This is a genomic window from Chlorobium sp. (assembly GCF_021740465.1).
In the GTDB taxonomy this organism is placed as follows: Bacteria; Bacteroidota; Chlorobiia; order Chlorobiales; family Chlorobiaceae; genus Chlorobium.
In genome coordinates this window covers 1-25,172 of sequence record NZ_JAIOZR010000008.1, presented here as the reverse complement: position 1 = coordinate 25,172, position 25,172 = coordinate 1, and the positions used below count along the sequence as shown (strand labels likewise).

Annotated in this window: 22 protein-coding genes; 12 read left to right on the top strand and 10 right to left on the bottom strand. The window is 54.2% G+C overall.

Annotated elements, in window-relative coordinates; translation table 11 throughout:
- Positions 1–48 precede the first annotated feature (48 nt).
- From K9G39_RS05275 to K9G39_RS05225, 11 genes are all read left to right on the top strand, one after another.
- The gene (locus K9G39_RS05275) at positions 49–651 is read left to right on the top strand and encodes a DNA-3-methyladenine glycosylase (protein ID WP_292003887.1); all 603 of its coding nucleotides are present in this window, start codon (positions 49–51) and stop codon (positions 649–651) included.
- A 246-nt stretch (positions 652–897) separates the two neighbouring features.
- Positions 898–2,280 carry a magnesium transporter gene (gene mgtE / locus K9G39_RS05270; protein WP_292003886.1) on the top strand — a complete coding sequence of 461 codons (1,383 nt, stop codon included), beginning with the start codon at positions 898–900 and terminating at the stop codon, positions 2,278–2,280.
- Positions 2,281–2,316: 36 nt separating this feature from the next.
- Positions 2,317–3,993, top strand: coding sequence for an electron-transfer flavoprotein:ubiquinone oxidoreductase (locus K9G39_RS05265; protein ID WP_292003885.1), 1,677 nt, complete (start codon positions 2,317–2,319; stop codon positions 3,991–3,993).
- 3 nt (positions 3,994–3,996) lie between these two features.
- Entirely contained in the window at positions 3,997–5,073 is a 1,077-nt protein-coding gene (mnmA, locus tag K9G39_RS05260; RefSeq protein ID WP_292003884.1) for a tRNA 2-thiouridine(34) synthase MnmA, read from the top strand.
- 14 nt (positions 5,074–5,087) lie between these two features.
- Positions 5,088–5,759, top strand: a complete 672-nt coding sequence (locus K9G39_RS05255; protein WP_292003883.1) for a phospholipase — start codon at positions 5,088–5,090, stop codon at positions 5,757–5,759.
- Positions 5,760–5,850: 91 nt separating this feature from the next.
- Positions 5,851–9,537: a methionine synthase gene (gene metH / locus K9G39_RS05250; protein ID WP_292003882.1), complete on the top strand. Its 3,687-nt coding sequence runs from the start codon at positions 5,851–5,853 to the stop codon at positions 9,535–9,537.
- A gap of 191 nt (positions 9,538–9,728) precedes the next feature.
- Positions 9,729–10,190: a peroxiredoxin gene (locus K9G39_RS05245; RefSeq protein ID WP_292003881.1), complete on the top strand. Its 462-nt coding sequence runs from the start codon at positions 9,729–9,731 to the stop codon at positions 10,188–10,190.
- Between the two features lie 231 nt (positions 10,191–10,421).
- Positions 10,422–12,029: a tetrathionate reductase family octaheme c-type cytochrome gene (locus tag K9G39_RS05240; protein ID WP_292003880.1), complete on the top strand. Its 1,608-nt coding sequence runs from the start codon at positions 10,422–10,424 to the stop codon at positions 12,027–12,029.
- Complete coding sequence (locus tag K9G39_RS05235; protein ID WP_292003879.1) at positions 12,026–12,631, top strand: cytochrome b/b6 domain-containing protein; 606 nt, start codon at positions 12,026–12,028, stop codon at positions 12,629–12,631. The genes K9G39_RS05240 and K9G39_RS05235 overlap by 4 nt, the downstream gene beginning before the upstream one ends.
- Before the next feature lie 132 nt (positions 12,632–12,763).
- A complete protein-coding gene (locus tag K9G39_RS05230; protein WP_292003878.1) occupies positions 12,764–14,206 on the top strand; it encodes an ABC transporter substrate-binding protein/permease in 1,443 nt (480 codons plus the stop codon).
- On the top strand, positions 14,203–14,946 hold the full coding sequence (locus K9G39_RS05225) for an ATP-binding cassette domain-containing protein (RefSeq protein ID WP_292002865.1): 744 nt from the start codon (positions 14,203–14,205) through the stop codon (positions 14,944–14,946). The genes K9G39_RS05230 and K9G39_RS05225 overlap by 4 nt, the downstream gene beginning before the upstream one ends.
- Positions 14,947–14,979: 33 nt before the next feature.
- Here K9G39_RS05225 and K9G39_RS05220 read toward each other — a convergent pair whose 3' ends face one another.
- The 8 genes from K9G39_RS05220 to K9G39_RS05185 form a co-directional block, all read right to left on the bottom strand.
- Positions 14,980–15,447, bottom strand: a complete 468-nt coding sequence (locus K9G39_RS05220) for a putative molybdenum carrier protein (protein ID WP_292002866.1) — start codon at positions 15,445–15,447, stop codon at positions 14,980–14,982.
- 4 nt (positions 15,448–15,451) lie between these two features.
- Entirely contained in the window at positions 15,452–15,922 is a 471-nt protein-coding gene (locus K9G39_RS05215; protein WP_292002867.1) for an SRPBCC family protein, read from the bottom strand.
- A 5-nt stretch (positions 15,923–15,927) separates the two neighbouring features.
- Positions 15,928–17,610: a L,D-transpeptidase family protein gene (locus K9G39_RS05210; RefSeq protein WP_292003877.1), complete on the bottom strand. Its 1,683-nt coding sequence runs from the start codon at positions 17,608–17,610 to the stop codon at positions 15,928–15,930.
- Positions 17,611–17,624: 14 nt separating this feature from the next.
- Complete coding sequence (locus K9G39_RS05205; RefSeq protein WP_292002869.1) at positions 17,625–18,350, bottom strand: murein L,D-transpeptidase catalytic domain family protein; 726 nt, start codon at positions 18,348–18,350, stop codon at positions 17,625–17,627.
- A 274-nt stretch (positions 18,351–18,624) separates the two neighbouring features.
- Positions 18,625–19,215, bottom strand: a complete 591-nt coding sequence (locus K9G39_RS05200) for a hypothetical protein (RefSeq protein ID WP_292003876.1) — start codon at positions 19,213–19,215, stop codon at positions 18,625–18,627.
- Positions 19,216–19,256: 41 nt separating this feature from the next.
- On the bottom strand, positions 19,257–19,985 hold the full coding sequence (locus K9G39_RS05195; RefSeq protein WP_292003875.1) for an SIMPL domain-containing protein: 729 nt from the start codon (positions 19,983–19,985) through the stop codon (positions 19,257–19,259).
- Positions 19,986–20,069: 84 nt separating this feature from the next.
- Positions 20,070–20,726 carry a hypothetical protein gene (locus K9G39_RS05190; RefSeq protein WP_292003874.1) on the bottom strand — a complete coding sequence of 219 codons (657 nt, stop codon included), beginning with the start codon at positions 20,724–20,726 and terminating at the stop codon, positions 20,070–20,072.
- 286 nt (positions 20,727–21,012) lie between these two features.
- Entirely contained in the window at positions 21,013–21,693 is a 681-nt protein-coding gene (locus tag K9G39_RS05185) for a DUF2278 family protein (protein ID WP_292003873.1), read from the bottom strand.
- Positions 21,694–21,827: 134 nt separating this feature from the next.
- On the opposite strand from K9G39_RS05185, the gene pgl reads away from it, so the two are divergent.
- Positions 21,828–22,649 carry a 6-phosphogluconolactonase gene (gene pgl / locus K9G39_RS05180; RefSeq protein WP_292003872.1) on the top strand — a complete coding sequence of 274 codons (822 nt, stop codon included), beginning with the start codon at positions 21,828–21,830 and terminating at the stop codon, positions 22,647–22,649.
- Here the strand turns inward: pgl and zwf are convergent.
- Positions 22,633–24,075: a glucose-6-phosphate dehydrogenase gene (gene zwf, locus K9G39_RS05175; protein WP_292003871.1), complete on the bottom strand. Its 1,443-nt coding sequence runs from the start codon at positions 24,073–24,075 to the stop codon at positions 22,633–22,635. The genes pgl and zwf overlap by 17 nt on opposite strands.
- A gap of 13 nt (positions 24,076–24,088) precedes the next feature.
- A complete protein-coding gene (gnd, locus tag K9G39_RS05170; protein WP_292003870.1) occupies positions 24,089–24,988 on the bottom strand; it encodes a phosphogluconate dehydrogenase (NAD(+)-dependent, decarboxylating) in 900 nt (299 codons plus the stop codon).
- Positions 24,989–25,172 lie beyond the last annotated feature (184 nt).

Here is a 25,172-nt window from a genome sequence, read left to right as displayed (position 1 = left end):
TACATTATAATACTTACCCGCACTTTTACAAACTGTATTGACGGATTGATGCAGCGGCTTGAAAAACAGTTCTTTGAACGTCCTACGCTTGAACTTGCGGCAAAACTGCTCGGCAAAATCTTTGTTCGCAGAATAGCGGACGGCTCTTTTCTGAAAGGCCGGATCGTTGAAACCGAAGCCTATCTCGGATTTGGCGACGAAGCGTGTCATGCGTGGCGGGGCAGAACGGAAAGAAACAGCATGATGTTCGCCGAACCCGGCAGACTTTACGTGTATTTCACCTACGGCAGCCACTATATGCTCAACATCGTCAGCGAACCCGAACAAACCGCCGGAGCAGTCCTGATAAGGGCCATGGAACCACTTGCGGGCGAATCGTTCATGCGGGAGCGGCGCAACACCTCCCTGGCAGCCAACCTCATGAGCGGGCCGGGAAAACTCACCCAGGCTATGGACATCGATCGCAGCTGCAATGGCCGATCGCTTTTCGAAGGGGAATTCCACCTGGAAGACGCACCCGAACTACCGGAAGAAACCATCGGCTCCAGCACGAGAGTGGGCATCACCCGGAGCCGCGATCTGCCGTGGCGAAAATTCATCATCGGCAACCCGCACGTCTCCCGGGTGAAAGCATCCAGCAATACGAAATAATCTCACAGGTATTTACATAATATACCCGCATGCAACCGAACCCCTGACCACGCATTTGACCGTACCCGATGACAGATATCCGCCTCTTTCGACAAAATCCGACAGGATTATTGAAAAAAGAGGGGAACACACTGAAATATCCTTATAAAATATTTATAAATAGGAACGCTAAGATTAGTGCCTTCAGATGTTGGAAAGTTCGGAAAAAGTTTCTTTTTTTCGGCTGAACCCTAAACTCTATACAGCATGATCGGGACCCCAATACTTCCTGAAATCAGGGAACTGATCGAGCGCCGCAACTTCAGCGCGCTGCAGCGGATTTTCAACGACTGGATGCCTGCCGATCTGGCGGAACTCATTTCCGACCTGCCCGAAAACGAACAGGCCATCCTCTTCCGGCTTCTCCCAAAAGAGCTTGCCACTGAAACCTTCGAGTACCTCGATTTCGATTCACAGCAGAATTTGCTTACCGCGCTTACCAAGAAGGATGTAACCCACATCCTCAACAGCATGTCGGCGGATGACCGTACCGCGCTGCTCGAGGAGCTGCCCGGACCGGTTGCCCAGGAGCTGCTGAAGCTTCTGTCGTTCAAGGAGTTCAAGATTGCCAAAACCCTGCTCGCCTATGCTGAAGCAAGCGTTGGCCGTCTCATGTCGCCTGACTTTCTCAGCGTGAAGAAAGACTGGGACATCAACCAGGTGCTTGAATATATCCGCACCTACGGCCATGAGAGCGAAACCCTGAACGTCATCTACGTCGTGGACGACCACGGCAAGCTGAAGGGTGAACTGCTTGCAAGGGAGCTGCTGCTCTCCCCTCCCGAAAAAAGGGTGCGCGACATTATTTCTGAAGACAAAATCGTTACCCTGACGGCCACACAGGATCAGTCGGACGCACTCGAAGCATTCAAACGGTACGATAATGTGGCGCTGCCGGTCGTCGATTCCAACGGCTATCTCATAGGCGTGGTCACGGTGGACGATATGCTCGACGTCGCCGAAGAGGAGGAAACCGAAGATATCCAGAAATTCGGCGGTATCGAGGCCCTCGAAGAGCCCTATATGGATCTGCCGATCCATGAAGTCATAAAAAAACGTGCGGTCTGGCTTGTGGTGCTCTTTATCGGAGAGATGCTGACGGCTTCGGCCATGGCGTTTTTCGAGGATGAGCTCTCCAAGGCAATTGTGCTGGCCACCTATATTCCGCTCATCATTTCCAGCGGCGGCAATTCCGGATCGCAGACTGCGACGCTTATCATCCGATCGCTGGCACTTGGAGAAATCACCATCCGCGACTGGCTCGCCGTCATGCGCAGGGAGATCGTTTCCGGCCTTGCCCTCGGCAGCATTCTCGGCCTCATTGGATTTTTCAGGGTTATAACCTGGTCTCATATCCTCGGCATTTACGACCCGTCGTGGCTTGCAGTAGGCATAACGGTCGGTATAGCCCTTATCTGCATTGTGCTGCTGGGAACCCTTGCAGGCTCGATGCTGCCGCTCCTGCTCAAGCGTGCGGGACTCGATCCGGCCACATCCTCAGCGCCATTCGTTGCCACCATCGTCGACGTTACCGGTATTCTGATCTATTTCAGTGTCGCCTCGATGCTCCTGCGCGGCATTCTGCTCTGAACAGCGCGACTCCACCTAAAGAAAAACAGCTGCAATGTGAAAGAGGAACGTGAATCGCTTGCATTCGATGTGGTTTTCGCAGGGGGCGGACCGGCAAACCTTGCCTCCGCGATCCATCTGAAAAACCTGATCGTCCGCCATAACGCAGAGCATCCTGGCGAACAGCTCGAAATGGACATAGCGGTCGTCGATAAATCGCGCCATTGGGGAGCCCATCTGCTTTCCGGTGCGGTACTCGATACCAGGGCCCTTGAAGAGCTGATGCCGGACTACCGGGAACGGGGCTGTCCGCTTGAAGCGGTTGCCGCCGGCGAAGGGGTCTTCTTTCTGACGGAAAAGAAAAAATTCGCTTTCCCCTTTCTGCCCGAACCGTTCCGGAATATCGGCTATCCTCTGGTCTCGCTCAGCCGGCTTGGAGCATGGATGGCCGGTGAAGCCGAAAAAGCCGGAGTACAGCTCTTCGACAGCACTGCAGCCGTGGCACCCCTTGTGGAAGGGGGAAAGGTTTGCGGCCTGATTACCGGAGCCCTGGGGCTCGACCGGAAGGGAAACCCGAAACCAGACCATCTTCCCGGCCTGGAGCTAAGGGCCAGGATCACGGTGTTCGGTGAAGGCCCCGCAGGCACCCTTGCCGGAGAACTGCAGAAAACTTTTTCCCTGCAGCCGGAATCACATGAGCAGCATTATGAAACCGGAGTCAAGGAGGTATGGCGCATACCGGAAGGACGCATGGAGGCAGGAGAGGTATGGCATACGTTCGGGTACCCCCTTCAGGCAGAGCGGTATGGAGGAGGCTGGCTCTACGCATACTCGAACACCGGACTCTCGCTGGGTTTCGTCACGGCAATAGAACGGACGGCACCGGAGAGCGACCCTCACCGGAACCTGCAGCTCTTCAAGCAGCATCCCTTCATTGCATCAATCCTTGAAGGCGGTTCGCTCGTCGAGTACGGAGCGAAAGCCATTACCTCCGGAGGGCTGAACGCCATGGCGCGCATCTGCGGGCCGGGATTTCTGGTAACCGGCGAGTCCGCCGGCATGCTCAACATGCAGCGACTCAAGGGCATACACCTGGCCATGAAGTCCGGCATGCTGGCCGCAGAAACCATTTTCGAGGCGCTGCTCCGGAACGACTTTTCCGCAGCGATGCTGCAGGACTATGAAGATCGGTTCAGAAAATCATGGGCTTATGCGGAACTGCACGCCACCCGGAACTTCCGGAAGGCTTTTGAAAAAGGACTCTATCACGGCCTGCTGCAGGCGGGAATGCAGCTTTCCTTTCCCGGTCTTTCACTGGCATCCGGGTTTCTCAAAAAAAGAGACGACTCCGGAAAACGGCAGCCGGAGAAAAAAAAGCAGCCGGGTGGCACCCTCCATCCATTCAGGCCTGACGGAAAACTCACCTTCAGCAAAGAGGAGTGCCTCTATCGCTCGGGAACCGTGCATGAAGAGAACCAGCCCTGCCACCTTCGCATCGACTCCTGCGACATAACGGAAATCTGCCTTGTGCGGTGCCGAAAGGAGTATGGCAACCCCTGCACTGTGTTCTGTCCGGCCAAGGTATACGAATTCATCGAAACGCCGGAACCGGCACTGAAAATCAACGCCTCGAACTGCCTGCACTGCAAGAGCTGTGCTCTTGCAGATCCTTACGGAATCATTACCTGGACTCCGCCCGAAGGCGGTGGTGGACCTGGCTATAAACTCAGTTAGCGCATGAACAGCTTGCCTGCCATTGTAACCGGTATATCGGGCGGCGTCGATTCAGCCGTGGCCGCATGCCTGCTGCAAAAAGAGGGATACCGCGTCGCCGGCATCAACATAAGGATTCTCGACACGCATGACGAAAACCCTTCGCTCGAGCCATCGCCTCTTGTGATCAGCGACCATCCCGACTTTCAGATTCCGGTCTTCAGTCTGAACCTGAGCATGAAATTTTTTGACGAGGTCATCCGGTATTTCCGGAACGAGTACCTTTCCGGCCGTACACCGAACCCATGCATGGTCTGCAACAAAACCATCAAGTGGTACGGCCTGCTCGAAGGCGCCCGCATGCTTGGTGCGAAGATGATCGCAACAGGCCACTACGCTCGAACATCGTTCAGCGATGGACGGTACCGCATCATGAAGGGATGCGACCCTGAAAAAGACCAGAGTTATTTTCTCTGGATGCTTTCACAGACCGATCTGTCGAAAACCCTGCTGCCGCTTGGCACCCTGACGAAACCTGAAGTACGTGAACTCGCCCGAACCTTCGGTGTGAGGGCGGCCGAAAAAAAAGAGAGCCAGGAGATATGCTTCGTGCCGAACGACGATTACTGCAGTTATCTGAAAAACTCGATCCCCGGTCTTGAAAAACAGGTAGCCGGGGGAGAAATCGTGGATGTCGAGGGAAAAGTGCTCGGCCGGCACAGAGGGTATCCCTTTTACACCATCGGCCAGCGCCGCGGCCTCGGCATCTCTGCTCCGGAACCACTCTATGTCACCGGAGTGGATGCAGATCACAACCGGATCCTGGTAGGCAGGAAGGTCGATCTGGAGTGCCGCGTCCTTACGGCTTCGGGGCTCAACTGGGTCGGCATCGAACCACCCTCTTCGGCATTTGAAACCGCTGCACGGATTCGCTACCGCGACAGAGAGAGCCCCTGCAGGGTCGAACCGATCGGCGACAATGAAGCGACCGTGACGTTTGAAACCCCGAAATACGGACTCACCCCAGGCCAGGCCGTGGTGTTCTACCGCAGTGAAGAGGTGCTCGGAGGAGGATTCATCGGCCACACCCATCAACCCTGAACCTGTTTTATTCCATGCTGCAACGAAAACACCTTACGCTCACCTATCTCGACCATGCACCGCCTGAAACGGAAAACGCGCCGCTGATGATCATGCTGCACGGCTACGGCAGCAATGAAAAAGACCTTGTCCAGCTCGGACCGATTCTGGATGAAAGAGTCCGCTACATCAGCGCAAGGGCCCCGCACTCACTCGACTTCGGCATGTTCGGCTGGTTTCCCATTGAATTCACCGCAAACGGGATCATTGTCGATTACGATGCTGCTGAAGAGGCCCGGCGACAGCTTATCACCTTCATAGGCGAAATCATCGCAGAGTACCGGCCACAGGGGAATCGGGTCTTTCTCATGGGCTTCAGCCAGGGATCGGTCATGAGTTATCTGGCGGCATTCGAGCGGCCGGAACTGCTGCACGGGGTGATCGCCTGCTCCGGCCAGCTCCCCCGGCAGGACAGCGTTCCCGAAAACAGTAAACACGCTCTCCGACAGCTCCCCTTTCTTGTGGTTCACGGGGTTTTTGACGATGTACTCCCGATTGAAAAGGGGGCGGAATCAAACCGTTTTCTGAAAGGCATGGTAACCGACCTGACCTACCAGGAGTTTCCCATGGCTCATGAAATCAGCCCGGCAGCGCTGAAGCTTGTCTCGGAATGGTTGCAGGAGAGGCTTGCCCGACTTGAGGGATGAGCATAAACTCCCTCATTAAGGCTGTCCCCGGTGAAGGTTCTACCGGGAGAATCGTATATTCTTTTTTTTTAACGCCGCCATGCCGTAACGAATGAAAAACTCTCTTTTACAGCTCCTCGATCAGCGCATTCTGGTGCTCGACGGTGCCATGGGCACCATGATCCAGCGCCACAAGCTGCAGGAAGCCGATTACCGGGGCCAACGCTTCGCCGTGCACGACCACCCGCTTATCGGAAACAACGATATTCTCGTGCTTACCCAGCCCGATATCATTTATGCCATCCACTGCGATTTTCTGGAGGCCGGCTCGGATATCATTGAAACCAATACCTTCAATGCAAATCCGATTTCGCAGGCAGACTACAACGCCGTAGACCTGATAAGGGAACTGAACGTCGAAGCGACGCGACTCGCCAGAAAAGCCGCCGATGCCTACAGCGCGAAAAATCCCGACAAACCGCGTTTTGTCGCCGGCTCGATCGGCCCGACAAACAAAACTCTCTCTCTCTCGCCGGACGTGAACAATCCCGGTTACCGGGCGGTCACCTTCCGCGAGGTTGTCGATAACTACATCGTACAGCTCGAAGGGCTCATGGAGGGTGGCGTAGACCTGCTCCTGATAGAAACCGTCTTCGACACCCTGAACTGCAAGGCGGCGCTCTTTGCCGTCGAGGAGTATTTCAACACCATCGGCAGAAGAGTACCGGTAATGGTTTCGGGAACCGTCGTGGACGCCAGTGGGCGCACCCTTTCCGGCCAGACCACCGAGGCCTTCTGGATTTCCATCGCCCATATGCCCGATCTGCTCTCCGTAGGCCTCAACTGCGCCCTCGGCTCGAAGCAGATGCGCCCATTCATCGAGGCAATGTCGGGAATTGCCGAAAGCTATGTAAGCGTCTATCCCAATGCCGGGCTACCCAACGAGTTCGGAGAGTACGACGACTCCCCTGCCTACATGGCGGCCCAGATCGCCGGTTTCGCCCAGTCCGGTTTCGTCAATATCGTCGGAGGGTGCTGCGGCACAACGCCGCAGCATATCAGGGCAATAGCCGATGCGGTCAGCACCCTGAAACCTCGCCGAAAACCCGAGCCGAAACATGAACTGAAGCTTTCGGGCCTCGAACCGCTGCTGGTCAACGCGACGACCGGATTCATCAACGTCGGTGAACGTACAAACGTAACCGGATCTCGCAAATTCGCCCGTCTCATCAAGGAGGGAAACTACGACGAAGCGCTCTCCATTGCCCGCCAGCAGGTCGAAAGCGGCGCTCAGGTTATCGACGTGAACGTCGATGAAGGCATGCTCGACAGTGAAAAGGTGATGAAGGAGTTTCTCAACCTGATCGCCTCCGAACCTGAAATATCCCGTGTGCCGGTCATGATCGACAGCTCGAAATGGTCGGTCATCGAAGAGGGACTGCAGTGCGTACAGGGCAAAAGCATCGTCAACTCCATCAGCCTCAAGGAGGGCGAAGAGCTTTTCAGGGAAAGGGCTCTGAAAATCCTGCAATACGGTGCGGCTGCAGTTGTGATGGCGTTTGACGAGCAGGGTCAGGCAGACAGCCTGGAGCGGCGCATCGAGATCTGCAGGCGTGCCTACGACATACTCACCCGCGAAGTCGGATTCCCTCCGGAAGACATTATTTTCGACCCGAACGTGCTGACCGTTGCCACCGGCATCGAGGAGCACAACAACTACGCCCTCGACTTTATCGAATCGGTTCGCTGGATCAAGGAGAACCTGCCCTATGCGAAAGTGTCGGGCGGAATCAGCAACGTCTCTTTCTCTTTCCGCGGCAACGAACCGGTGCGCGAAGCAATGCATGCTGCATTCCTCTACCATGCCATCCGGGCAGGACTCGATATGGGCATCGTCAATGCCGCTCAACTGGCCATTTACGAGGATATCGAGCCCGATCTGCTCGTGCGGGTCGAGGATGTACTCTTCAACCGCCGTGCCGATGCGACGGAACGCCTGGTAAGCCATGCCGAAACCATCCGGGAAGGCGGAGAAAAAATCGAAGCAAAAGCTGCCGAATGGAGAAACCTGCCTGTTGAGGAACGACTTCGCCACGCACTCATCAAAGGCATTGTGGAGTATATCGACCTGGATACCGAAGAGGCCCGCAAGCTCTATGCAAGCCCGCTGCAGGTGATCGAGGGGCCGCTCATGGACGGCATGAACACCATCGGAGACCTCTTTGCCGAAGGCAAGATGTTCCTTCCCCAGGTGGTCAAGAGTGCCCGCGTCATGAAACGCTCGGTCGCCTGGCTCATCCCCTATATCGAGGAGGAGAAGGCTCAGCAGAAAAACAGCAGACCCGCCGCCAGAGTACTGCTCGCCACGGTGAAAGGCGACGTGCACGACATCGGCAAAAATATCGTCTCGGTGGTGCTCTCCTGCAATAACTACGAGGTTATCGATATCGGAGTCATGATGCCCTGCGAAAAGATTCTCGAAGCCGTCGAACGGGAAAAAGCGGACATCCTCGGCCTCTCCGGCCTCATCACCCCCTCGCTCGACGAGATGGTGCATGTCGCCCGCGAAATGGAACGGCGCGGCATGAAAATACCGCTGCTCATCGGAGGAGCCACCACTTCGAAAATGCATACCGCCGTAAAAATAGCATCGGTCTATTCAGGCCCTGTCGTACAGGTGCTTGATGCCTCCCGCAGCGTTCCGGTTGTCAGCAGCCTGCTCAATCCGGCACTCAGCGACGACTACCTTTCGAGGCTGAAAGAAGATCAGGCGGCCATGCGCGAAAGCCATGCTTCCCGTTCAAGAGATAAAAAATATCTCCCTGTCGAAGATGCTCGTAAAAACCGCCTCCTCCTGCAGTGGGACAAAACAGTCCTCAACGCCCCGCTGAAACCCGGCATAACCCTCTTCGAAGAGGTAACGGTCAACGCCCTTCGTCCCTACATCGACTGGACACCATTCTTCCTCACCTGGGAACTTCATGGCCGCTACCCCGAGATTTTCGGAAATGCGGAGTTCGGCGACGAAGCCAAAAAACTGTTCGACGATGCAAACGAGCTGCTTGAGCAGATCGACCGGGAGAAACTGCTCGGAATTAAAGGTGTTGTCGGCATTTTTCCGGCCAACAGCAGCGGAGACGATATCACGATCTATACCGACGACGGCCGTTCATCGGTACTCATGAGGGTGCACACCCTTCGCCAGCAGCAGGAAAAGTCGAAAGGAGAACCCAATCTTGCCCTTGCTGACTTCATCGCACCCGCAGAGAGCGGCATAAAAGATTATATCGGCGCTTTTGCCGTCACCGCAGGCCTCGGCATAGAGAAAATCCTCAAGAGGTTCAGCGCGGAACACGACGACTACCACCGTATCCTGACGCAGGCACTGGCCGACCGCCTTGCTGAAGCCTTCGCTGAAATGCTGCACGAAAAGGTGCGCAGGGAGCTCTGGGGGTATGCACCGGGAGAACTTCTCGGAAACGAGGACCTGCTCCGGGAAAAATACCGGGGCATCCGTCCCGCTCCCGGCTACCCGGCCTGCCCCGACCACACGGAAAAAGCCGAACTGTTCACCCTCCTGAACGCCGAAGCCGTTACAGGCATCACGCTCACGGAAACCTATGCCATGAACCCTGCCGCATCGGTAAGCGGCTTCTACTTCGCCCATCCGGCATCACGGTATTTCGTGCTCGGCAAAATCGGCCGCGACCAGGTAGAGGACTACGCCGCCCGTAAGGGGATGAGTGTAGAGGAAACCGAAAAATGGCTCGCCCCGGCGCTCAACTACGACCCGGAGTAGGAAAAACACGGACGATCACGGACAGGCACTGAGTGAGACAACTGCCTGTCCACATCGTCCACCATGTCCACGTTGTCCACTCAGCCCACTCCGCTCCGCCAACAATTTTTCCTGCCCGCTGAAACCCCAAAGCCTCTCCTGCTGTTCTTCTCTGAACAGAGGCTCATCAACTTCAACCGAGGAGAACCATTATGATTGCTGAAGGAACCAAAGCACCGGATTTCACCCTCCCCGATTCAGATGGGAACAGGATCTCCCTCTCGGATTACGGCGGCAAGCGGGTACTGCTTGTCTTCTACCCCGGCGACGATACGCCGGTCTGTACCACCCAGCTTTGCAGCTACCGCGACAACTATACCGAGTTCACCAAACGGGATATCGTCATTCTCGGCATCAGTACCGATTCGGTGGATTCGCACAAGCAGTTCGGAGAGAAAAACGAACTTCCGTTCACCCTGCTCAGCGATCATGATAAACAGGTAAGCCGGCTCTACGACGCCATGGACTTCCTCGGCATGTCGAAACGTGCATACGTCCTCATCGACGAAAACGGTACGGTACGGCTTTCGTTCAGCGACCTCTTGCCGCTGTTCTACCAGTCGACCCGCGACCTGCTTGCAAAAATCGATGAAATGAAACCGAACCACCCCTGAAAGAACCAGCCTCCCGTTCCGGTTCGCCTCAAACCCGTCCATACTCCGAAGTCCTGCATGCAGGTCCGGTATCCCGATTCCGATACCGGAACTGCATGCAGGACTTCGGTTTCAATGTTTTTTTCTGTCTTTTCGGTATCAACAATCGTTAACCCATTATTTTTCATAAAGTTATTTGTACCTTACCGGGGTAGACGCGGTTTTCCTGTCCGTAACCAAATACCTGGTACCATGAAAAAACTGCTGTTGTCAGGCATTCTCCTTTTCGGTCTTGTTTTTCCAATATCAACACCGCTTTCTGCAGAGCCCTTTCATCGCAAAGTCGATTCCCTGCTGATATCAACGACTGATCACAAAAAGTTCAAAGTCCTTAAACAGGATTTCAAAAGCGGACCCGAAGTAACGAAAGCGTGCCTGACCTGCCATACCGAAGCATCCAAACAGCTGCATCGCACCAGGCACTGGACATGGGATGTGCCCATGAAAAAAGGTGAGCGGCTGGGCAAAAAAAATGTCGTGAACAATTTCTGCATATCGGTGGAAGGCAACGAACCGCGATGCACCTCCTGCCATATCGGCTACGACTGGAAAGACAAAAACTTCAACTTCAGGAGTGAAGAGAACGTTGACTGCCTTGCCTGCCATGATATGACGGGAACCTATAAAAAACTTCCGGCGGGAGCGGGCCATCCTGCCTATCAGGCTACGGTATTCGAGAAAAAAACCTTTCCGAAAGTCGATCTCGCCTTTGTTGCGCAGCGTGTCGGGCACCCTGACCGCCACAATTGCGGCATCTGCCATTTCGAAGGTGGTGGAGCCGATGCGGTCAAGCATGGTGATCTTGACAACTCCCTGCTCAAACCCGATCGCGAACTTGACGTCCATATGGCAATCGGTAAAAAAGAGCTGAACATGACCTGTGCAGACTGCCATAAAACGGAAGGTCATCAGGTGCCCGGAAGCCGGTATACGCCGGAAGCTCATGACACGCATGGATTTGATTATCCGCTGACGGATAACAATCCCGCCACCTGCAGCTCATGCCATGGGCTGAAGCCCCATAAAAAGCTTAAAAAGCTCAACGACCATGTCGCCAGAGTCGCCTGTCAGACCTGCCATATACCTTTTATAGCGAAAGAACGCCCGACAAAAATGTGGTGGGACTGGTCAAAGGCCGGAAAATTCGATAAAAACGGTAAAGAGATCACCAAAAAAGACTCTTCAGGATGCATTCTGTACGTATCCAAGAAAGGAGAGTTCAGATGGGCGAAAAACGTTGCTCCCGAGTACAGCTGGTTCAACGGCGAGATGAACTACACGACGTTTAAAACGACAATCAACGACAAGAAGGTCGTTTCGGTCAATCACCCCGACGGCGCTGCAAACGACCCCCTTTCAAGGATCTGGCCGTTCAAGGTGCATCGCGGAAAACAACCTTATGATCCGGTGCTGAAACGCTTCGTAAAACCCATTGTTTACGGCCCGAAGGGTTCCGGAGCTTACTGGGCAGACTTCAACTGGGACAAGTCCATCAGAAAGGGAATGAAAAATGCGGGTCTCGAGTACAGCGGCAAATATGCTTTTGTGGAAACCGAAATGTACTGGCCGATTTCTCATATGGTATCTCCAAAAGAAAAATCCCTCAGTTGCAAAGAGTGCCATTCACGAAGCGGAAGACTGCAGAATCTCAGCGGGTTCTATCTGATGGGAAGGGACACGAACCCCTTTGTGGAATACTTCGGTCTGCTGGCCATATCGGGGTCACTGATAGGAGTCATCATCCACTCAATCATCCGGTATTTTACCGTTAAAAAACTGAAGAAAGCAGGTGGCCTATGAAAAAGATCTATCTGTATGCGCGATTTCAGCGTTTCTGGCACTGGACGCAGTTTCTCATTATCTCCGTACTGCTGCTGACCGGGCTTGAAGTGCACGGATTGTATAACCTCATGGGTTACGAAAATGCGTTCAGGATCCATAACCTTTCCGGATGGGGGCTTCTGGGACTGATTTTCATCGCGTTTTTCTGGTATATCACCACCGGTGATTTCCGCCAGTATCTTACCGAAGGCAACCTTGTTGAAAAAATATGGATGCAGGTACGTTACTACATGATCGGTATTTTCAAGCACGAACCGCATCCGTTCAAGAAAAACGAGATATCGCGCCTTAATCCGCTTCAGCGTATCACCTACCTTATGCTGACCCTTGTGGGATTACCGTCGCAGATTATTTTCGGATTTATCTACTTTTATTTCAACGAACTGGTTGCTCTCGGCATGAACCCGGCATGGATGGAACCGATCGCGCTTATTCATACCCTGCTTGCCTATCTGCTGATCGCATTCGTGATCATGCATGTCTATATGACAACAACCGGGCATACCCTGACCTCGAACATCAGGGCCATGATCACCGGATGGGAGGAGGTCGATGAATGAAGGGAACAATAAATAGCGGTGCACTGAAATATTGCGGAAAGGTTTTCATTTCTTAACTTTGCAGAATTGTCCAATTGCGGTTTCGACAACTGTAAACGCGGTCCTGCAACGAAAAAGCTGATTCTTCTCTCAATGCTGCTTGCACTTCAGTCGCTTGCAGCCTACAGTTCCCCGACATTGCGCTGGGGAGCAGATCCCAGCGGCGGAGCTCCCTATGTGTATGCCGATCCCGCCAATCCGCAGACATACACCGGTTTCGACTACGAGTTCGCAGAAGCGCTTGCCCGCCAAATGCGAATGAGAGCGGAATTCGTCCCTACAGACTGGGAAAGCATAGTGGCGTCGCTCAACCGCAAGGAGTTCGACGTCATCATCAACGGCTTCGAACCTACCGAAGACCGGGCCAGGGAAATGCTGTTCAGCAAGCCCTACTACCTCTTCAGACTGCAACTGACCGTCCGGAAGGACAACAATCTGATCTCATCTCTGGAGGATTGCAAAACCAACGGTAAAAGTGTCGGAACGCTGGTAAACTGCGCGGCTTCACGACTGCTTGAAAGCGGAGGATACATCGTCAAAGGCTACCAGGATCCGGTCGGTGCCTATCAGGACCTTGAGCTGGGACGGGTCGATGCGGTGCTGATGGATGTTGCCGCCGAGATGTTCTATGCCCGCCGGAACTCCAGCCTCAAGCCTGCAGGAAAACCCTTCCATACAGGCGCGTATGTTGTCGGGATCCGAAAAAGCGACTCACTGCTTGCCGCGAAGGTCAACGCCGCCATCGATTCTCTTGCCGACAACGGCACCACCGAACGGATTTTCCGGAAATGGCAGCTCTGGGATGACGAACAGCTGAAACTGCGCACGAAAGGAACAGAACCCTATGCTATGACATCGCAGGACTTCAACTGGACTGAAGGACTGATCAAGCTGCTTAAAGCTGCAGGGGTCACCGTGCTCCTCGCGTTCGGGGCGATGATCATTGCAGTTATACTTGGCATACCGCTTGCACTCGGTCAGTCGAAGGGCGGCAGAATAACAGGAACGCTCTGTACCGTATACATAGAATTTTTCAGAGGCACGCCAGTGCTGGTACAACTACTCTTCCTGTATTTCGGACTCCCGGTGATCGGCATTACCCTGCCCGGCTGGCTGACCGCAATCGTCGGTCTCGGGCTCAACTACGCAGCATACGAATCACAGGTCTACCGCTCGGCTTTCCAGGCCGTACCGGAACGGCAGTGGCAGGTAGCATACTCTCTCGGAATGCGACCGTTCCAGGCGTTCCGGAGAATTATCTTCCCCCAGGCGTTTCGTATCGCCCTGCCACCCATGACCAACGATTTCGTCGCGCTGTTCAAGGATACCTCGACGGCATTTGCCATCGCCGTATGGGAACTGGCAACAGCCTACAGGGAACTTGCCAACGCAACGCAGAGCTATCTCGGCATCGGTCTGATCGTCTGCCTCTACTATCTTGCAATGAGTCTTCCGCTTGCACATTATGCACACAGACTTGAACGGAAGCTGCAAAGAAAATCAACCGGCATCCTCACTTCAGGAACAGAGCAATGATCACCATTTCAGAACTCGGTAAAACCGTCGGGACCACGCAGCTGCTCAGCAACGTCAGTATGGAGTTTCCCACTGGAAAAATCCTCGGCGTGATCGGTCCCTCGGGAAACGGCAAAACCACCCTGCTGCTCTGCCTCAGCGGGCTGTTGCCCTTTGACCGGGGCAGCATCACCATAGGCGTCACGTCGATAACTGCCGAAGAAAGCTCGCTGCGTTCAGAAAAAATCTGGCAATTCCGACGGCAGTCCGGCATTGTTTTTCAGCACCTCCACCTTTTTCCGCACCTGACCGTACTGCGCAACATCACCGAAGCACCGATACATGTCAACGGAAAACCAAAAGCCGTAGCGGAAACAGAAGCGCTCGCCCTGCTCGAAAAACTCGGCATCGGACAGCACAGGAACAAGTACCCGGAAGAGCTCTCGGGAGGAGAACAGCAACGGGTCGCCATTCTCCGCGCCATCGCAATGAACCCTGAAGTGCTGCTGCTCGACGAACCCACGAGCGCCCTCGATCCGATCAGAAGCGGTGATGTACGAAACCTGCTGCAGGACTTCACCGCGACGGGCCACACCGTAGTCATCGTTTCACATTCAGTGCGATTTCTCAGGGGCTTTGCCGACTATCTCGCATTCATGGGGAAATCGGAACTCATTGAAATGAACAGGACACAGCAACTGCTGGAAAACCCGCAGGATGAACGGACACGCGAATTTCTGCACCTTTCTGAAATGAACTGACTTCTTCTTGAAACAGCCGTGCCGCTCCCCTGATCACTGTCTTATATTCACAAACAGACTCAGGAGCCACTGCCGGGCCTCGGCATGGATTCCAGGCTCCGAGCTCTCCCTGGGACCCGCCACGTTCAGAACGGCGATGGCATGTTCCTGCAGCCACCTGATGACGCTCTCAATATCCTGCTCCTGCAGACCGGACAGACGGACAATCAAAAGCGGCCGTCCGATCTTTTCCGCGTATCGTACTGTATAGCGCGTCCCGCCCTGCAGGCGATCCCGCAGAATCACCAGCGTACCGTCCGAATCCCGCACATTCCTCGAGGTTCTTGTCCGGTATGCTCTGGAGGATGTTTCCCTGAGCTGATAGCTGAATGGAATGGAACCGTCTTCGGCAAGGCGACCCTTCGGACACCAGCCGCCGTGCGGCAGCCCTGCGGCAATTGCTGCGTCGAGAGCTGCCCGGTCGACACCTGTCTGGCCTCCGGATATTATGGTGATCGGCAAGGTGCTACAGGATAGAGAAGGTTTTCCCGAGGTTTTCGATATACCGGTCAACCATCCCGGTAAACTCCATCTGCACAAGCGGAGAGAGCACAAATTGCAGAAAGGAGGGGAAATCCACCGTCAGTCTGCCTCTTGTATTGAGCCTCACCGTCGTTCCTTCCTCTTTCGGGGCAACAATCCACTCCCCTTCCACCCCGGCATTACCGACTCCTTCAATCGGCGTCCAGAAAACCCGCCCGGCACTGGCATCGTCCAGGTACTGACAGGCATATATCGTCTGCTGAAGCGTATAACCGCCTATACCGATCTTCTCCATTTCCCAGCGGTAAGCGTTACCTCCGAGATCCACAAGCCTGTCAACCCCGGGAAAATGTGCTGCCGAACGCGGCACATCGGCAAGAAGGCTGAAGACGACCATGGTGCTGCAGGAAGTTTCAAGATCGCGCTGCAGGTTTATGTCAACAGTAAAAGCCATCGGCGCTAAAATCCGCAACTTTCGACCTTGTAACCGGGAACCGGCATATCGAGAGCCTTGAGAAGGCGTCCGTCTCGGCTGTAGACATCTTCACGGAAAAAGATCTCTTCGCCTTCGGCAACGGCTGTCAGATAGAGCAGAAAAACCGGAATCCTTCGCGGCAGGTTGACTGTACCGGTTTTTCCGGTACCGATAGCCGCCTCGATGTTCCTGCGGCTCCATTGAAGGGTATCCTGCAGCACGAGTTCGGCAAGATCGAGGGGATTCTCGACCCTGATACAGCCGGAACTGAACGTTCGCGTGCTTTTTTCAAAAAGGTCTTTGGTCGGGGTATCGTGCAGATAGATAACGTGCTTGTTGGGCATCATGAATTTGATACGTCCCAGCGCTCCGTGATCTCCGGCAGACTGCTGCAGACGATAGGGAAAATTTGAAGCCGAATACTGCGACCAGTTGATAGACGAAGGATTTACAACCCGTCCTTTCGAATCGATTACCCTGAGCTGCTTCCGGTCGAGATAGCTTCGGCTTTTGCGAATAGCCGGCAGGGCGTCCTTGGCAAGAATGGTTGGAGGAATCACCCACTCCGGGTTAAGCACTATATACTGCATATCGGCCTTGAATACCGGAGTTTCCCGATACGGTTTGCCCACGATAACCCTGGTACTCCAGCGGTAACTGCCGTTTTCAACATAGTGAAGGGTGAACCCGGCGATGTTCACCAGAACGTAGGTAGGCTCGAGGTCACTGATGAACCAGCGATGACGCTCAAGGTTCAGACGGATCTGATCGACCCTCTCCTCCGCAGAAATATTGAGTTCCCTGACGGTTGCCTTTCCGGCAACGCCATCGGACTCGAGTCCGTTGCGCTTCTGGTAGCGCCTGACGGCATCAGCCATGACGGAAGTGTAAACGCTGGACGTGTCGGCAACCCGCCTGGGAAAGTCTCCTGACTCCTGAAGCCGTTTTCGAAGCAGGGGTATACGATGATCTCTCGTTCCCGGCCTGAATGTCTCCCCCTCGGGTATCTTCGCCCAGCCGCCGGCACGGGCGATGGCGCGATACCGGGCAAGACCGTTTTTCAGATCATGATATTTCCGGTGCTGCGGACGCAGTTCACCAAGCACCGTTTTGATCCGCCCGGCCGCGATTGCCTCCTGCAGCCTGAACTCCAGAGCAGACCGACGGACAGGATCGGAAAGATTCCAGTTCGGATCAAGACTTACCGGATCGACTTTTCCGAAACGCAGATGATAGGCCAGTGTCAGAAACGCGTCACTCAGCAGAAGATCATATTTCGCCTGCTGTTCCGGAGTGGCGGGCGGTTGGGAGGAAAATCCCCTGATCTCCCTGATATGATAATCCTCAGGAATGAGACCGTCGTTTTCGGCTTCGAGGGCGGCCTCGATCAGTTCGGCAATCATTGACGGTTTTGTCCATACCGGCTGATAACCCCGAGCGGCATAAAAACGGGCAAGCTCTTTGTTGAGCATTTTCCGTTCGCGACTCCCCGGCCTCGTAGCGGCATCTTCAAAATGACATCGCAGCTGTTCTGCAATCGCACTGCCGGGCGTACCCTCTGCTGAAGCGGTTTTCCGTGCTCCTGCCTGATTATTAAGGGGAGTCGGCCCGGCCTGAACGGCCTGAACCGGAACAAGCAGAAGAAGAAGAAAAACGAAAAACCCCATGGGTTACCGTATGATTATGATGCCGAAATGCCGAAACTGACCCGAAGAGCGGCAATATCCGGATTGACAAGGCTTGAACGGGATGTATACGCTCCATCCCTGTGGTAGATGAAAAGACAGCTTCCATCCTTGATGAGATCGATGACATGCTGGAAACTGTCGAACGAAACCGCAGGACATCCCTGGCTTCGGCCAAGGCGGCCGTGCTGGCGGATAAAATCGTAGGAAACGTAGTCGGCTCCGTGGATGACGATGCTTCTCGATTCCGCCATGTCGTTTATTCCAGGCTCCATACCCTGAAGCCTGAGGGAATAGCCGTGCTTGCCGTCATAGGTCGTTCCCGTCGTATAGAATCCCAGACTGCTTTTATGCGAACCGGGCGAGTTTGAAAAGCTGTAGGCGAAGTTATCTCCACTGCCGCTTCCGTGGGCGACCAGACCTGAATAAAGCAGCCTGCCGCGGTTTATATCGATCACGAAAAGCCGTTCGTCTACCGATGGCTTGTTGAAATCGATCACGGTCAGAATGCCGTCGCGGTTAACCTTGCCCTGCTCTTTAAGGGAGTAGTAACCGGCAAGAGCCATATTGAGGACCTTTTGATCGATCTTGTTTCTGAGTTCAGGAAAGCGGGAAAGAGTGGGAACCTGTTTGCGAAAGGAATTCTGCTGGAAAGAGAATGCATGGCCTGGTGCAGGAAGCACCGCAAGCATAAAAAAAAGCATAAGGATCGGACGGATCATAAGCAACCTCACTGTTGTTTGATGCCGTACCCTGCCGGGTGAACGGCTCTTTGACAATTTAACGATAACATAGCACGAAACCGGAACCGGTATCAGTATGCTGGACGCATGGGTCAGCCCTTCTGAAGCCGGAAAATTGAAAGCGGGTGCCTGCCGAAACAAGCCAGGCAATGCCGGAATCCGGTACGCATCAATCACATATACAAATCATAAAACAAGGTGAAAGATAGGCTTTTTTTCTTTACGCTCCAACCCTGGGTGCCATGGAATGCGTTCATGTTACGCTTTCGGCACGCTCTCCGGCAAACCGGAAAAGCACGGGAGCAAGGGCGATTCGCTGAAAAAGACGGGTACGGAAAAGATAGGGAGCCCAGTTCAGAAGAAAGGTGGCCAACCCCTCCCAGATGGAAACCCATGCGACGATGGTAAGGCCTTCAGCAAAAAATCTGTTCAGAAAAGAGATGTTTCCGGACGAGGCCAAAAGGTGGTTCACCCTTAGCGAAACACCGAGAATGAGAATTCCGGTTACCAGGAGAAAAGTCGATGTTCTCACCATTTTTTTCATGGCGATATATTCCAGCTCCTTCCGATACATGAAAAAGGCGTGCATACCGTCACGCACCATCGCCATAAGCTCTTCGGAAAGCTCATGCTCTATCGAAAATCTTACGACGAATTCTCTTGCGCCTATTTCACGGACACATCCGGTAATATAGGCCACAAGGTCCCCGTCGAGATCCTTCCGGTGATAGGGTGCGCTTTTATCGAAGTTCTCGTAGAGATCTTCGATACGCCGTGCGGCAACATCGATGATGAGGCTGCCTCCGGAACTCTTTTCATAACGGTCAAGTATCTGTTTTTTCATCAGCACCTCCACGGCAAAGAGGAATAAACGCTACCGCCTGTTCAGCGAGCCGAAGCACCAAGAAAACGCCACCGTGAGCTTACATTGACAACAATATCCTCCTCGGAAGGAGCGATTTCGGTCGGGGCTGCTTCAGGTGCTGCCGCTTTCATGGCCATCATATCCATTGCCGGAGAGGGTCTGTATATCGGCTGGCCGACGCTCAGCTCGATCAGCCCTCCGAGACGTCCGCCTGCAGCTTTAGCCATGATTTCAGCATCCCCTCGCGCGTTTGCAACTGCAACCGAAAGAGCCTGACGGCGCAGGGCGTCGTACCTGCTCGACCTGAAGGTGATCTGCTGTACTTCATCGGCACCCGCCTGAACCGCCGCATCGACAGCTTTGCCGGCGAGCGAAAGGTTGCGGACCTTGACCATGATGAGATGCCGTGCCGAGTAGCCGTTCAGGACATTCTTTCCCTGCGACTGGTTCCATTCCCACTGGGGAGAGACGGTAAAACTTGCGGTTGGGGCATCTTCGGCAGGTATCCCCGCCTGGCGGAGAGCCTGCTGCACCGCACGGTACTTTTCAGCGGTACGTGCGGCAGCCTGGTCGGCGTTCTTCGCTACGGATTTCACAAGTGCTCCGAACTCCGCCATGTCGGGCTTCACTGAAACCTTGCCGGATGCCCCGACGACAATCTGGTTCTCATCGGCACGAACATCGGTCGAGAACGCCGGGAAAAGTACAAAACAATAAAGCGCAAAAAAAAGCAGGTTGAAGGGTTTCATATGGTCAGCATCTGTTTTGATTACCCGATAACTCCTGTGACGATCTTCCCCAGGGAAACCTGCACTTCACCGTTGCGAGGAATGTTACCACTCGCTCGAGTACAGGCCGATAAGCTCCTTGTAGGCTATCGCCGCGGCACATGCGGTTACAGGAACGCTTACCAGAAGTCCTACGCCGAGAGCGAGCACTCCGACGAGGTTCACGGCAAACAGGGCAAAGGCGAAACCGAAAAAGGCGAACCAGTTTTTTGAGATGATTTTACGACTCGTCTCCATGGCATCCCAGAACTCCATGCGATAATCCACAATGAGAAATGTGGTAAACATGTACCCCACGGCAAGGTAGATACCGGGAATTATCAGCAGCACGAAACCGATACTGACCAGAATGCCGCTTGCCAGACCGGCAAGAAAAAGAGGCAGAAAATAGTTGAACCCCTTGAAAAAATCGCCGAACTGAAACGCCTGCCCGCTTGCAAGCCGGAAAGCGGCAATGCCGTATCCGGCATAAAAAGGCGCCGCAAGCGCTGAAAAAACAAGAGAACCGGCGAAATCGAATTTTGAACTGAGTGCGGAAACAACGAAAATAATCAGCGTGAAGCCGACGAACTCTCCGATATGCTCCTTGAACATTTCCCAACCTTTCCTGATATAATCCTGCACGTTGATCGTAAGGGTTGCGTTGAGGTGTCTGTCAAAAAGCTGCGGATCGACTTTTTGTCCGTAATCAAAAGCAGCCATGGTATTCTCCGTATAATAGTTAAAGTTGAAAATGCGATTCCCGAAACATACAGGGAGTCCCATTGCAAAGGGAAACCTTCTCCCCCGGAAATCAGTTGTTGCTGCAAAGCAGCAAAAAACATGTTTTCGTTCCCACGCAAGTTACACAAGGCATCGACATACCGCAACCGTAAACGGTAACCTTTATGCAAAATAAACGTTACGTCACACCCTCACCCCCCGGCTACCCCTATCGGACAATTCGACACCGGGGTTTTTCGGGTGAAACTCTCTTTGGCGGCACCGACTATGGCTGCACCCGAAATCCTGAATGCGACGGTTCTTCATTCGTGAGAAACCGCTGGGTCTTGAATTTGCAGAGAAATGCCGCCATCGTATGGTTCCAGCGCTCGGCAACGACGCAGCCGTCCTGCCATGAACCGTTCTCCCGATGCCACCGGCTTCCGGGCGGATCGCCCTGGTTCTGATGAATATTATGCACCCCTCTGCCTGTTCTGAAGGGTTCACCGAACACATAGACCCTCCGGACATGTTTCAGGAGAGGCTCGAGATCACGGAATGCCGCATTGCCGGTTCCGAATCTCCATGGAGCGCAATAATCGGCTCCATGGTCAGGCATAACCTCTTCGGCAACCTGTCCGGAGGCGGGAATACATGTTCCGGTGGGCTTCAGCTCCTCCGAACGGTAGTAGTCAAGTGCTCCGGAACGGTTATTTGAGCGAAGTGCATGCCATCCATCCCTGAAACCGACAACGCCCTTAAGCTCGGTTCTGCCGAGCTCCACAACCCTCCACTGGATCCCGTCGGATGTTTTTTTACTGTCAAGGTCAACCGGGCAACGGTAAATGAACGGACCGGCCTTGACGTTGAGATTGCAATGGTAATACTCGCCGTCACGGTGAGCACGATCGCATGCATAAGTGTGCAGTGTTCCTGCAAGTACGCCATAACCGTCGTTAAGAGGCATGAATTGTTTTGTTTATTGCATAATAACTGATACACAAAAATAGCGCTCCATCTCCACGATGACAAAATGGCAGGAACCGGGAGTCAGAAGTCAGGAAAGGGATATAGCATACTTTCAGATTGAGAAGAAAAATCATGAATACAACCGCCTCTTTCTTTGCCGGAAGCGAGCCGGAAGTCGCCGGACATGCCGCGGCAATCATCATCAGCGAAGCCTGGCGGGCAGTCGCCTCTCGGGGAAGGTTCACCTTCGTACTTTCGGGGGGGCGTTCGCCCCGAATGCTCTACCGGAAACTTGCCGCCGGTGTGGAAGCGCAACTGATGCGCCTTCACGACATACCGGTTCCCGCCTGTCCGGAACCGGTATATGCGGAAAGAGTGCAGGAAGACCTGATCCGCATGCCATGGCACAAAACCCTTGTTTTCTGGGGAGATGAGCGATGCGTTCCACCAGACCATCCGGACAGCAACTACCTAATGGCGAAGGAAACCCTGCTTGATGCATCGGGCATTGCACCAGACCATATATTCAGGATGCCATGCAATGGAGCGAATCCGGAAGAAACTGCGAAAGCGTATGAGGAAACCATCCGTACCGTTTCAGGCTGCAGGGACACAGGAACATTCCGGAAAACACCCGTTTTCGACCTCATGGTACTCGGTCTCGGCGAAGACGGTCATACCGCCTCGCTGTTCCCTGACGATCCCGAAACCCTGAACGAACCGCAACGTCTCGTCGTAGCGGTGAAAGCTCCGCAGGCGAACCCCAGGGTGCCCCGGCTGACCTTGACCCTGCCCCTCATCAACCACTCTGAAACCATACTGTTCTTTACCGCAGGAGAAAAACGGGCTGTGCTTGCAGAAGCGATCAGAGCCGGCAAGGCTCCTTCTTCCCTCCCGGCAGGAATGGTCAAACCTCGCAGCGGCAGGCTATTCTGGTTTATATCGCTCCCTTGAGCCCGCCTGCTTCGGGCGGTCCCCATGAACCTGCCGGATAAACGTCCGGCATTCTGCCTGCCATGCAATTCCTTATGGCATCGATAATCGCCCAGGAGTATTCCACGCTGTCCTGACGGATGAAGTTCATCTGATTGCCGTCGAGCGCATCGAGCAGCAAACGATGATAAGGAGTCATGCCGGGCTGGGAAAACGAATCCCGGTAATCGAACCGCATGTAGACCGGATCGGTAATGACCGACTCCCCGGGACGTTTCACACCGAAACGGATGGCAATGGTCTCTTCCGGCTGAATCCGCAGAATCACCTGATTGGCTGTATAGCTGCAGCTTTCGGCAGGACCGAAAAAATTCTGCGGAGGACAGGCAAAGGTTATGACAATCTCGGTAACGGTTTCGGCAAGGCTCTTTCCCGCCCTTATCAGAAAAGGAACACCTTTCCAGCGCCAGTTGTCGACTAAAAACCGCACTGCGGCGAACGTCTCGGTTCGGGAACCGGGATCGACCTGCTTTTCTCTCCGGTATCCTTCATATTGCCCGAGAACCACCGACCGGTCCACCGTTTCGGGAGTAACGAGGCGGATCGAGCGGAGCACTTTGGCCTTTTCATCGCGCACGGCATCAGCGGACAGATCCACCGGAGGCTCCATGGCGACGGAAGCAAGCAGTTGCAGACCATGGTTCTGGATAATATCCCTGAGCAATCCGGCCTTTTCATAAAAAGCTCCCCGGTCGCGTATACCGAAATTCTCCGCGATGGTAATTTCCACGCCGGCAATGTGGTGACGGTTCCAGAGCGGCTCGAATATGCCGTTGGAAAACCTGAACACCAGAATGTTCTGTACGGTCTCCTTCCCGAGATAGTGGTCTATACGGAAAATCTGGTCTTCATTGAAAACGGAACCGATCACGGTATTGAGCTCCCCGGCGGTTTTCAGGTCGCTACCGTAGGGCTTCTCGACGATGATTTTCCTCCATCCGGTGCAGCTCATCCCTTTGCCGCCAAGTCCCGCTTCCCTGAGATTACGGACGATGAGCGGAGCGAGTGCCGGAGGTGTCGAAAGATAAAACAGCAGGTGGCTGCAGACACCGGGTTCCCCGGCAACATCCATGATCTCCTTCTGGAGCCTGTAGTAGCCCTCTATGCGCTCGAGGTCCACCTTCACGTGAAAGAGTCTGCCGGAAAACGCCGCAAAATGAACCTCGTCGTCTATGGTTCCAGGCGAAAAGGAACGTATTTTTTCGCCTACCTGTAACCGGTACTCTTTGTGGGAAAGGTCGTTGCGGCTGACTCCGATGATGCGGTATGCGCCGGGCAGATGCCCCCAGCGGGCAAGCTGATAGAGGGAAGGATAGAGTTTGCGCACCGCCAGATCGCTGTTGGCGCCGAACAGCACAATGGTAAAATTTACCGCATCTTCAAGCATGCTCTGCTCCCGGTTACCGTTCGGACGTAAAACCGTGTCCGCCGAATTCGTGGCGAAGGGCGGCAACAACTTTGTCGGAAAAATTACTTTCGCTGCGTGACCGGTAGCGCCTGAAAAGCGACGCTGCAATAACCGGTATCGACACCTGCCGGTCAAGCGCCGTTTCAACCGTCCAACGGCCCTCTCCCGAATCAGCTATGTTCCCGGCCAGATAGCCGAGTTTTGCGTCTTTTTCGAAAGCCCTGGCGGCAAGTTCCATAAGCCATCCCCGGATTACCGAACCGTTTGACCATACACGGGCAACTTCGGCATGGTCGAGATCGAAACCACTCGATTCAAGCAGATCGAAGCCCTCTCCCATGGCCTGCATCATTCCGTACTCGATGCCGTTATGCACCATTTTCACGTAATGCCCGGATCCGGACCGGCCCATATACCCGTAACCGCCCGGAACACAGAGCGCTTCAAGCAACGGCTCAACGGTGAGGTATGCGTCACGATCGCCACCCACCATGATGCATGCGCCGTGCCGGGCGCCATCGAGCCCCCCGCTGGTTCCGGCATCAAGAAAACGGATCCCACGCTCAAGCAGACGATCGGCTCTCTGTACCGAATCGGCATAGTGCGAGTTTCCTCCATCAACAACAATATCTCCCCGCTCCAGAAAGGGCAGAAGCAAAGCCAGCACCTCATCAACGGGATTTCCTGCCGGAACCATCAACCAGACTACACGCGGATGCTGCACGCTACGAACAAGCTGTTCCAGGGAATATGCCGGTTCAGCCCCTTTCCGGGCAAGCGTCTCGACAGCGGCCCGCGAAAGATCATAAACCGCAACTTTTCTGTCCAGTTCGAGCAGATGCTCGACCATGTTGAACCCCATCTTTCCGAGGCCGATAAAAGCCGTATTCACTGCGATTCTTCCTGAAAATTGTCGGAAGTGGCCCCTGAATAAAAACTATAGTGGACCCGGATTTTCAAACAAAGGTTTAAGGTGGTAACTTGCCCAAAAAAGGGACAAGATATGAGCGAAAAGCACCGCAAAAGTTTTACGGCACAATTCAAGGCCAAAGTGGCGCTTGAGGCGATCAGAGGAG

Excerpts from the sequence above, each read along its gene's own strand:
- K9G39_RS05225 (WP_292002865.1), top strand. The coding sequence starts at position 14,203 with ATGATCACCATTTCAGAACTCGGTAAAACCGTCGGGACCACGCAGCTG.
- K9G39_RS05215 (WP_292002867.1), bottom strand. The coding sequence starts at position 15,922 with ATGGCTTTTACTGTTGACATAAACCTGCAGCGCGATCTTGAAACTTCC.
- K9G39_RS05200 (WP_292003876.1), bottom strand. The coding sequence starts at position 19,215 with ATGAAAAAACAGATACTTGACCGTTATGAAAAGAGTTCCGGAGGCAGC.
- K9G39_RS05190 (WP_292003874.1), bottom strand. The coding sequence starts at position 20,726 with ATGGCTGCTTTTGATTACGGACAAAAAGTCGATCCGCAGCTTTTTGAC.
- K9G39_RS05185 (WP_292003873.1), bottom strand. The coding sequence starts at position 21,693 with ATGCCTCTTAACGACGGTTATGGCGTACTTGCAGGAACACTGCACACT.
- K9G39_RS05245 (WP_292003881.1), top strand. The coding sequence starts at position 9,729 with ATGATTGCTGAAGGAACCAAAGCACCGGATTTCACCCTCCCCGATTCA.
- K9G39_RS05205 (WP_292002869.1), bottom strand. The coding sequence starts at position 18,350 with ATGATCCGTCCGATCCTTATGCTTTTTTTTATGCTTGCGGTGCTTCCT.
- K9G39_RS05240 (WP_292003880.1), top strand. The coding sequence starts at position 10,422 with ATGAAAAAACTGCTGTTGTCAGGCATTCTCCTTTTCGGTCTTGTTTTT.
- pgl (WP_292003872.1), top strand. The coding sequence starts at position 21,828 with ATGAATACAACCGCCTCTTTCTTTGCCGGAAGCGAGCCGGAAGTCGCC.
- mgtE (WP_292003886.1), top strand. The coding sequence starts at position 898 with ATGATCGGGACCCCAATACTTCCTGAAATCAGGGAACTGATCGAGCGC.
- K9G39_RS05210 (WP_292003877.1), bottom strand. The coding sequence starts at position 17,610 with ATGGGGTTTTTCGTTTTTCTTCTTCTTCTGCTTGTTCCGGTTCAGGCC.
- K9G39_RS05235 (WP_292003879.1), top strand. The coding sequence starts at position 12,026 with ATGAAAAAGATCTATCTGTATGCGCGATTTCAGCGTTTCTGGCACTGG.
- K9G39_RS05195 (WP_292003875.1), bottom strand. The coding sequence starts at position 19,985 with ATGAAACCCTTCAACCTGCTTTTTTTTGCGCTTTATTGTTTTGTACTT.
- zwf (WP_292003871.1), bottom strand. The coding sequence starts at position 24,075 with ATGCTTGAAGATGCGGTAAATTTTACCATTGTGCTGTTCGGCGCCAAC.
- K9G39_RS05275 (WP_292003887.1), top strand. The coding sequence starts at position 49 with ATGCAGCGGCTTGAAAAACAGTTCTTTGAACGTCCTACGCTTGAACTT.
- metH (WP_292003882.1), top strand. The coding sequence starts at position 5,851 with ATGAAAAACTCTCTTTTACAGCTCCTCGATCAGCGCATTCTGGTGCTC.
- K9G39_RS05255 (WP_292003883.1), top strand. The coding sequence starts at position 5,088 with ATGCTGCAACGAAAACACCTTACGCTCACCTATCTCGACCATGCACCG.
- mnmA (WP_292003884.1), top strand. The coding sequence starts at position 3,997 with ATGAACAGCTTGCCTGCCATTGTAACCGGTATATCGGGCGGCGTCGAT.
- K9G39_RS05230 (WP_292003878.1), top strand. The coding sequence starts at position 12,764 with ATGCTGCTTGCACTTCAGTCGCTTGCAGCCTACAGTTCCCCGACATTG.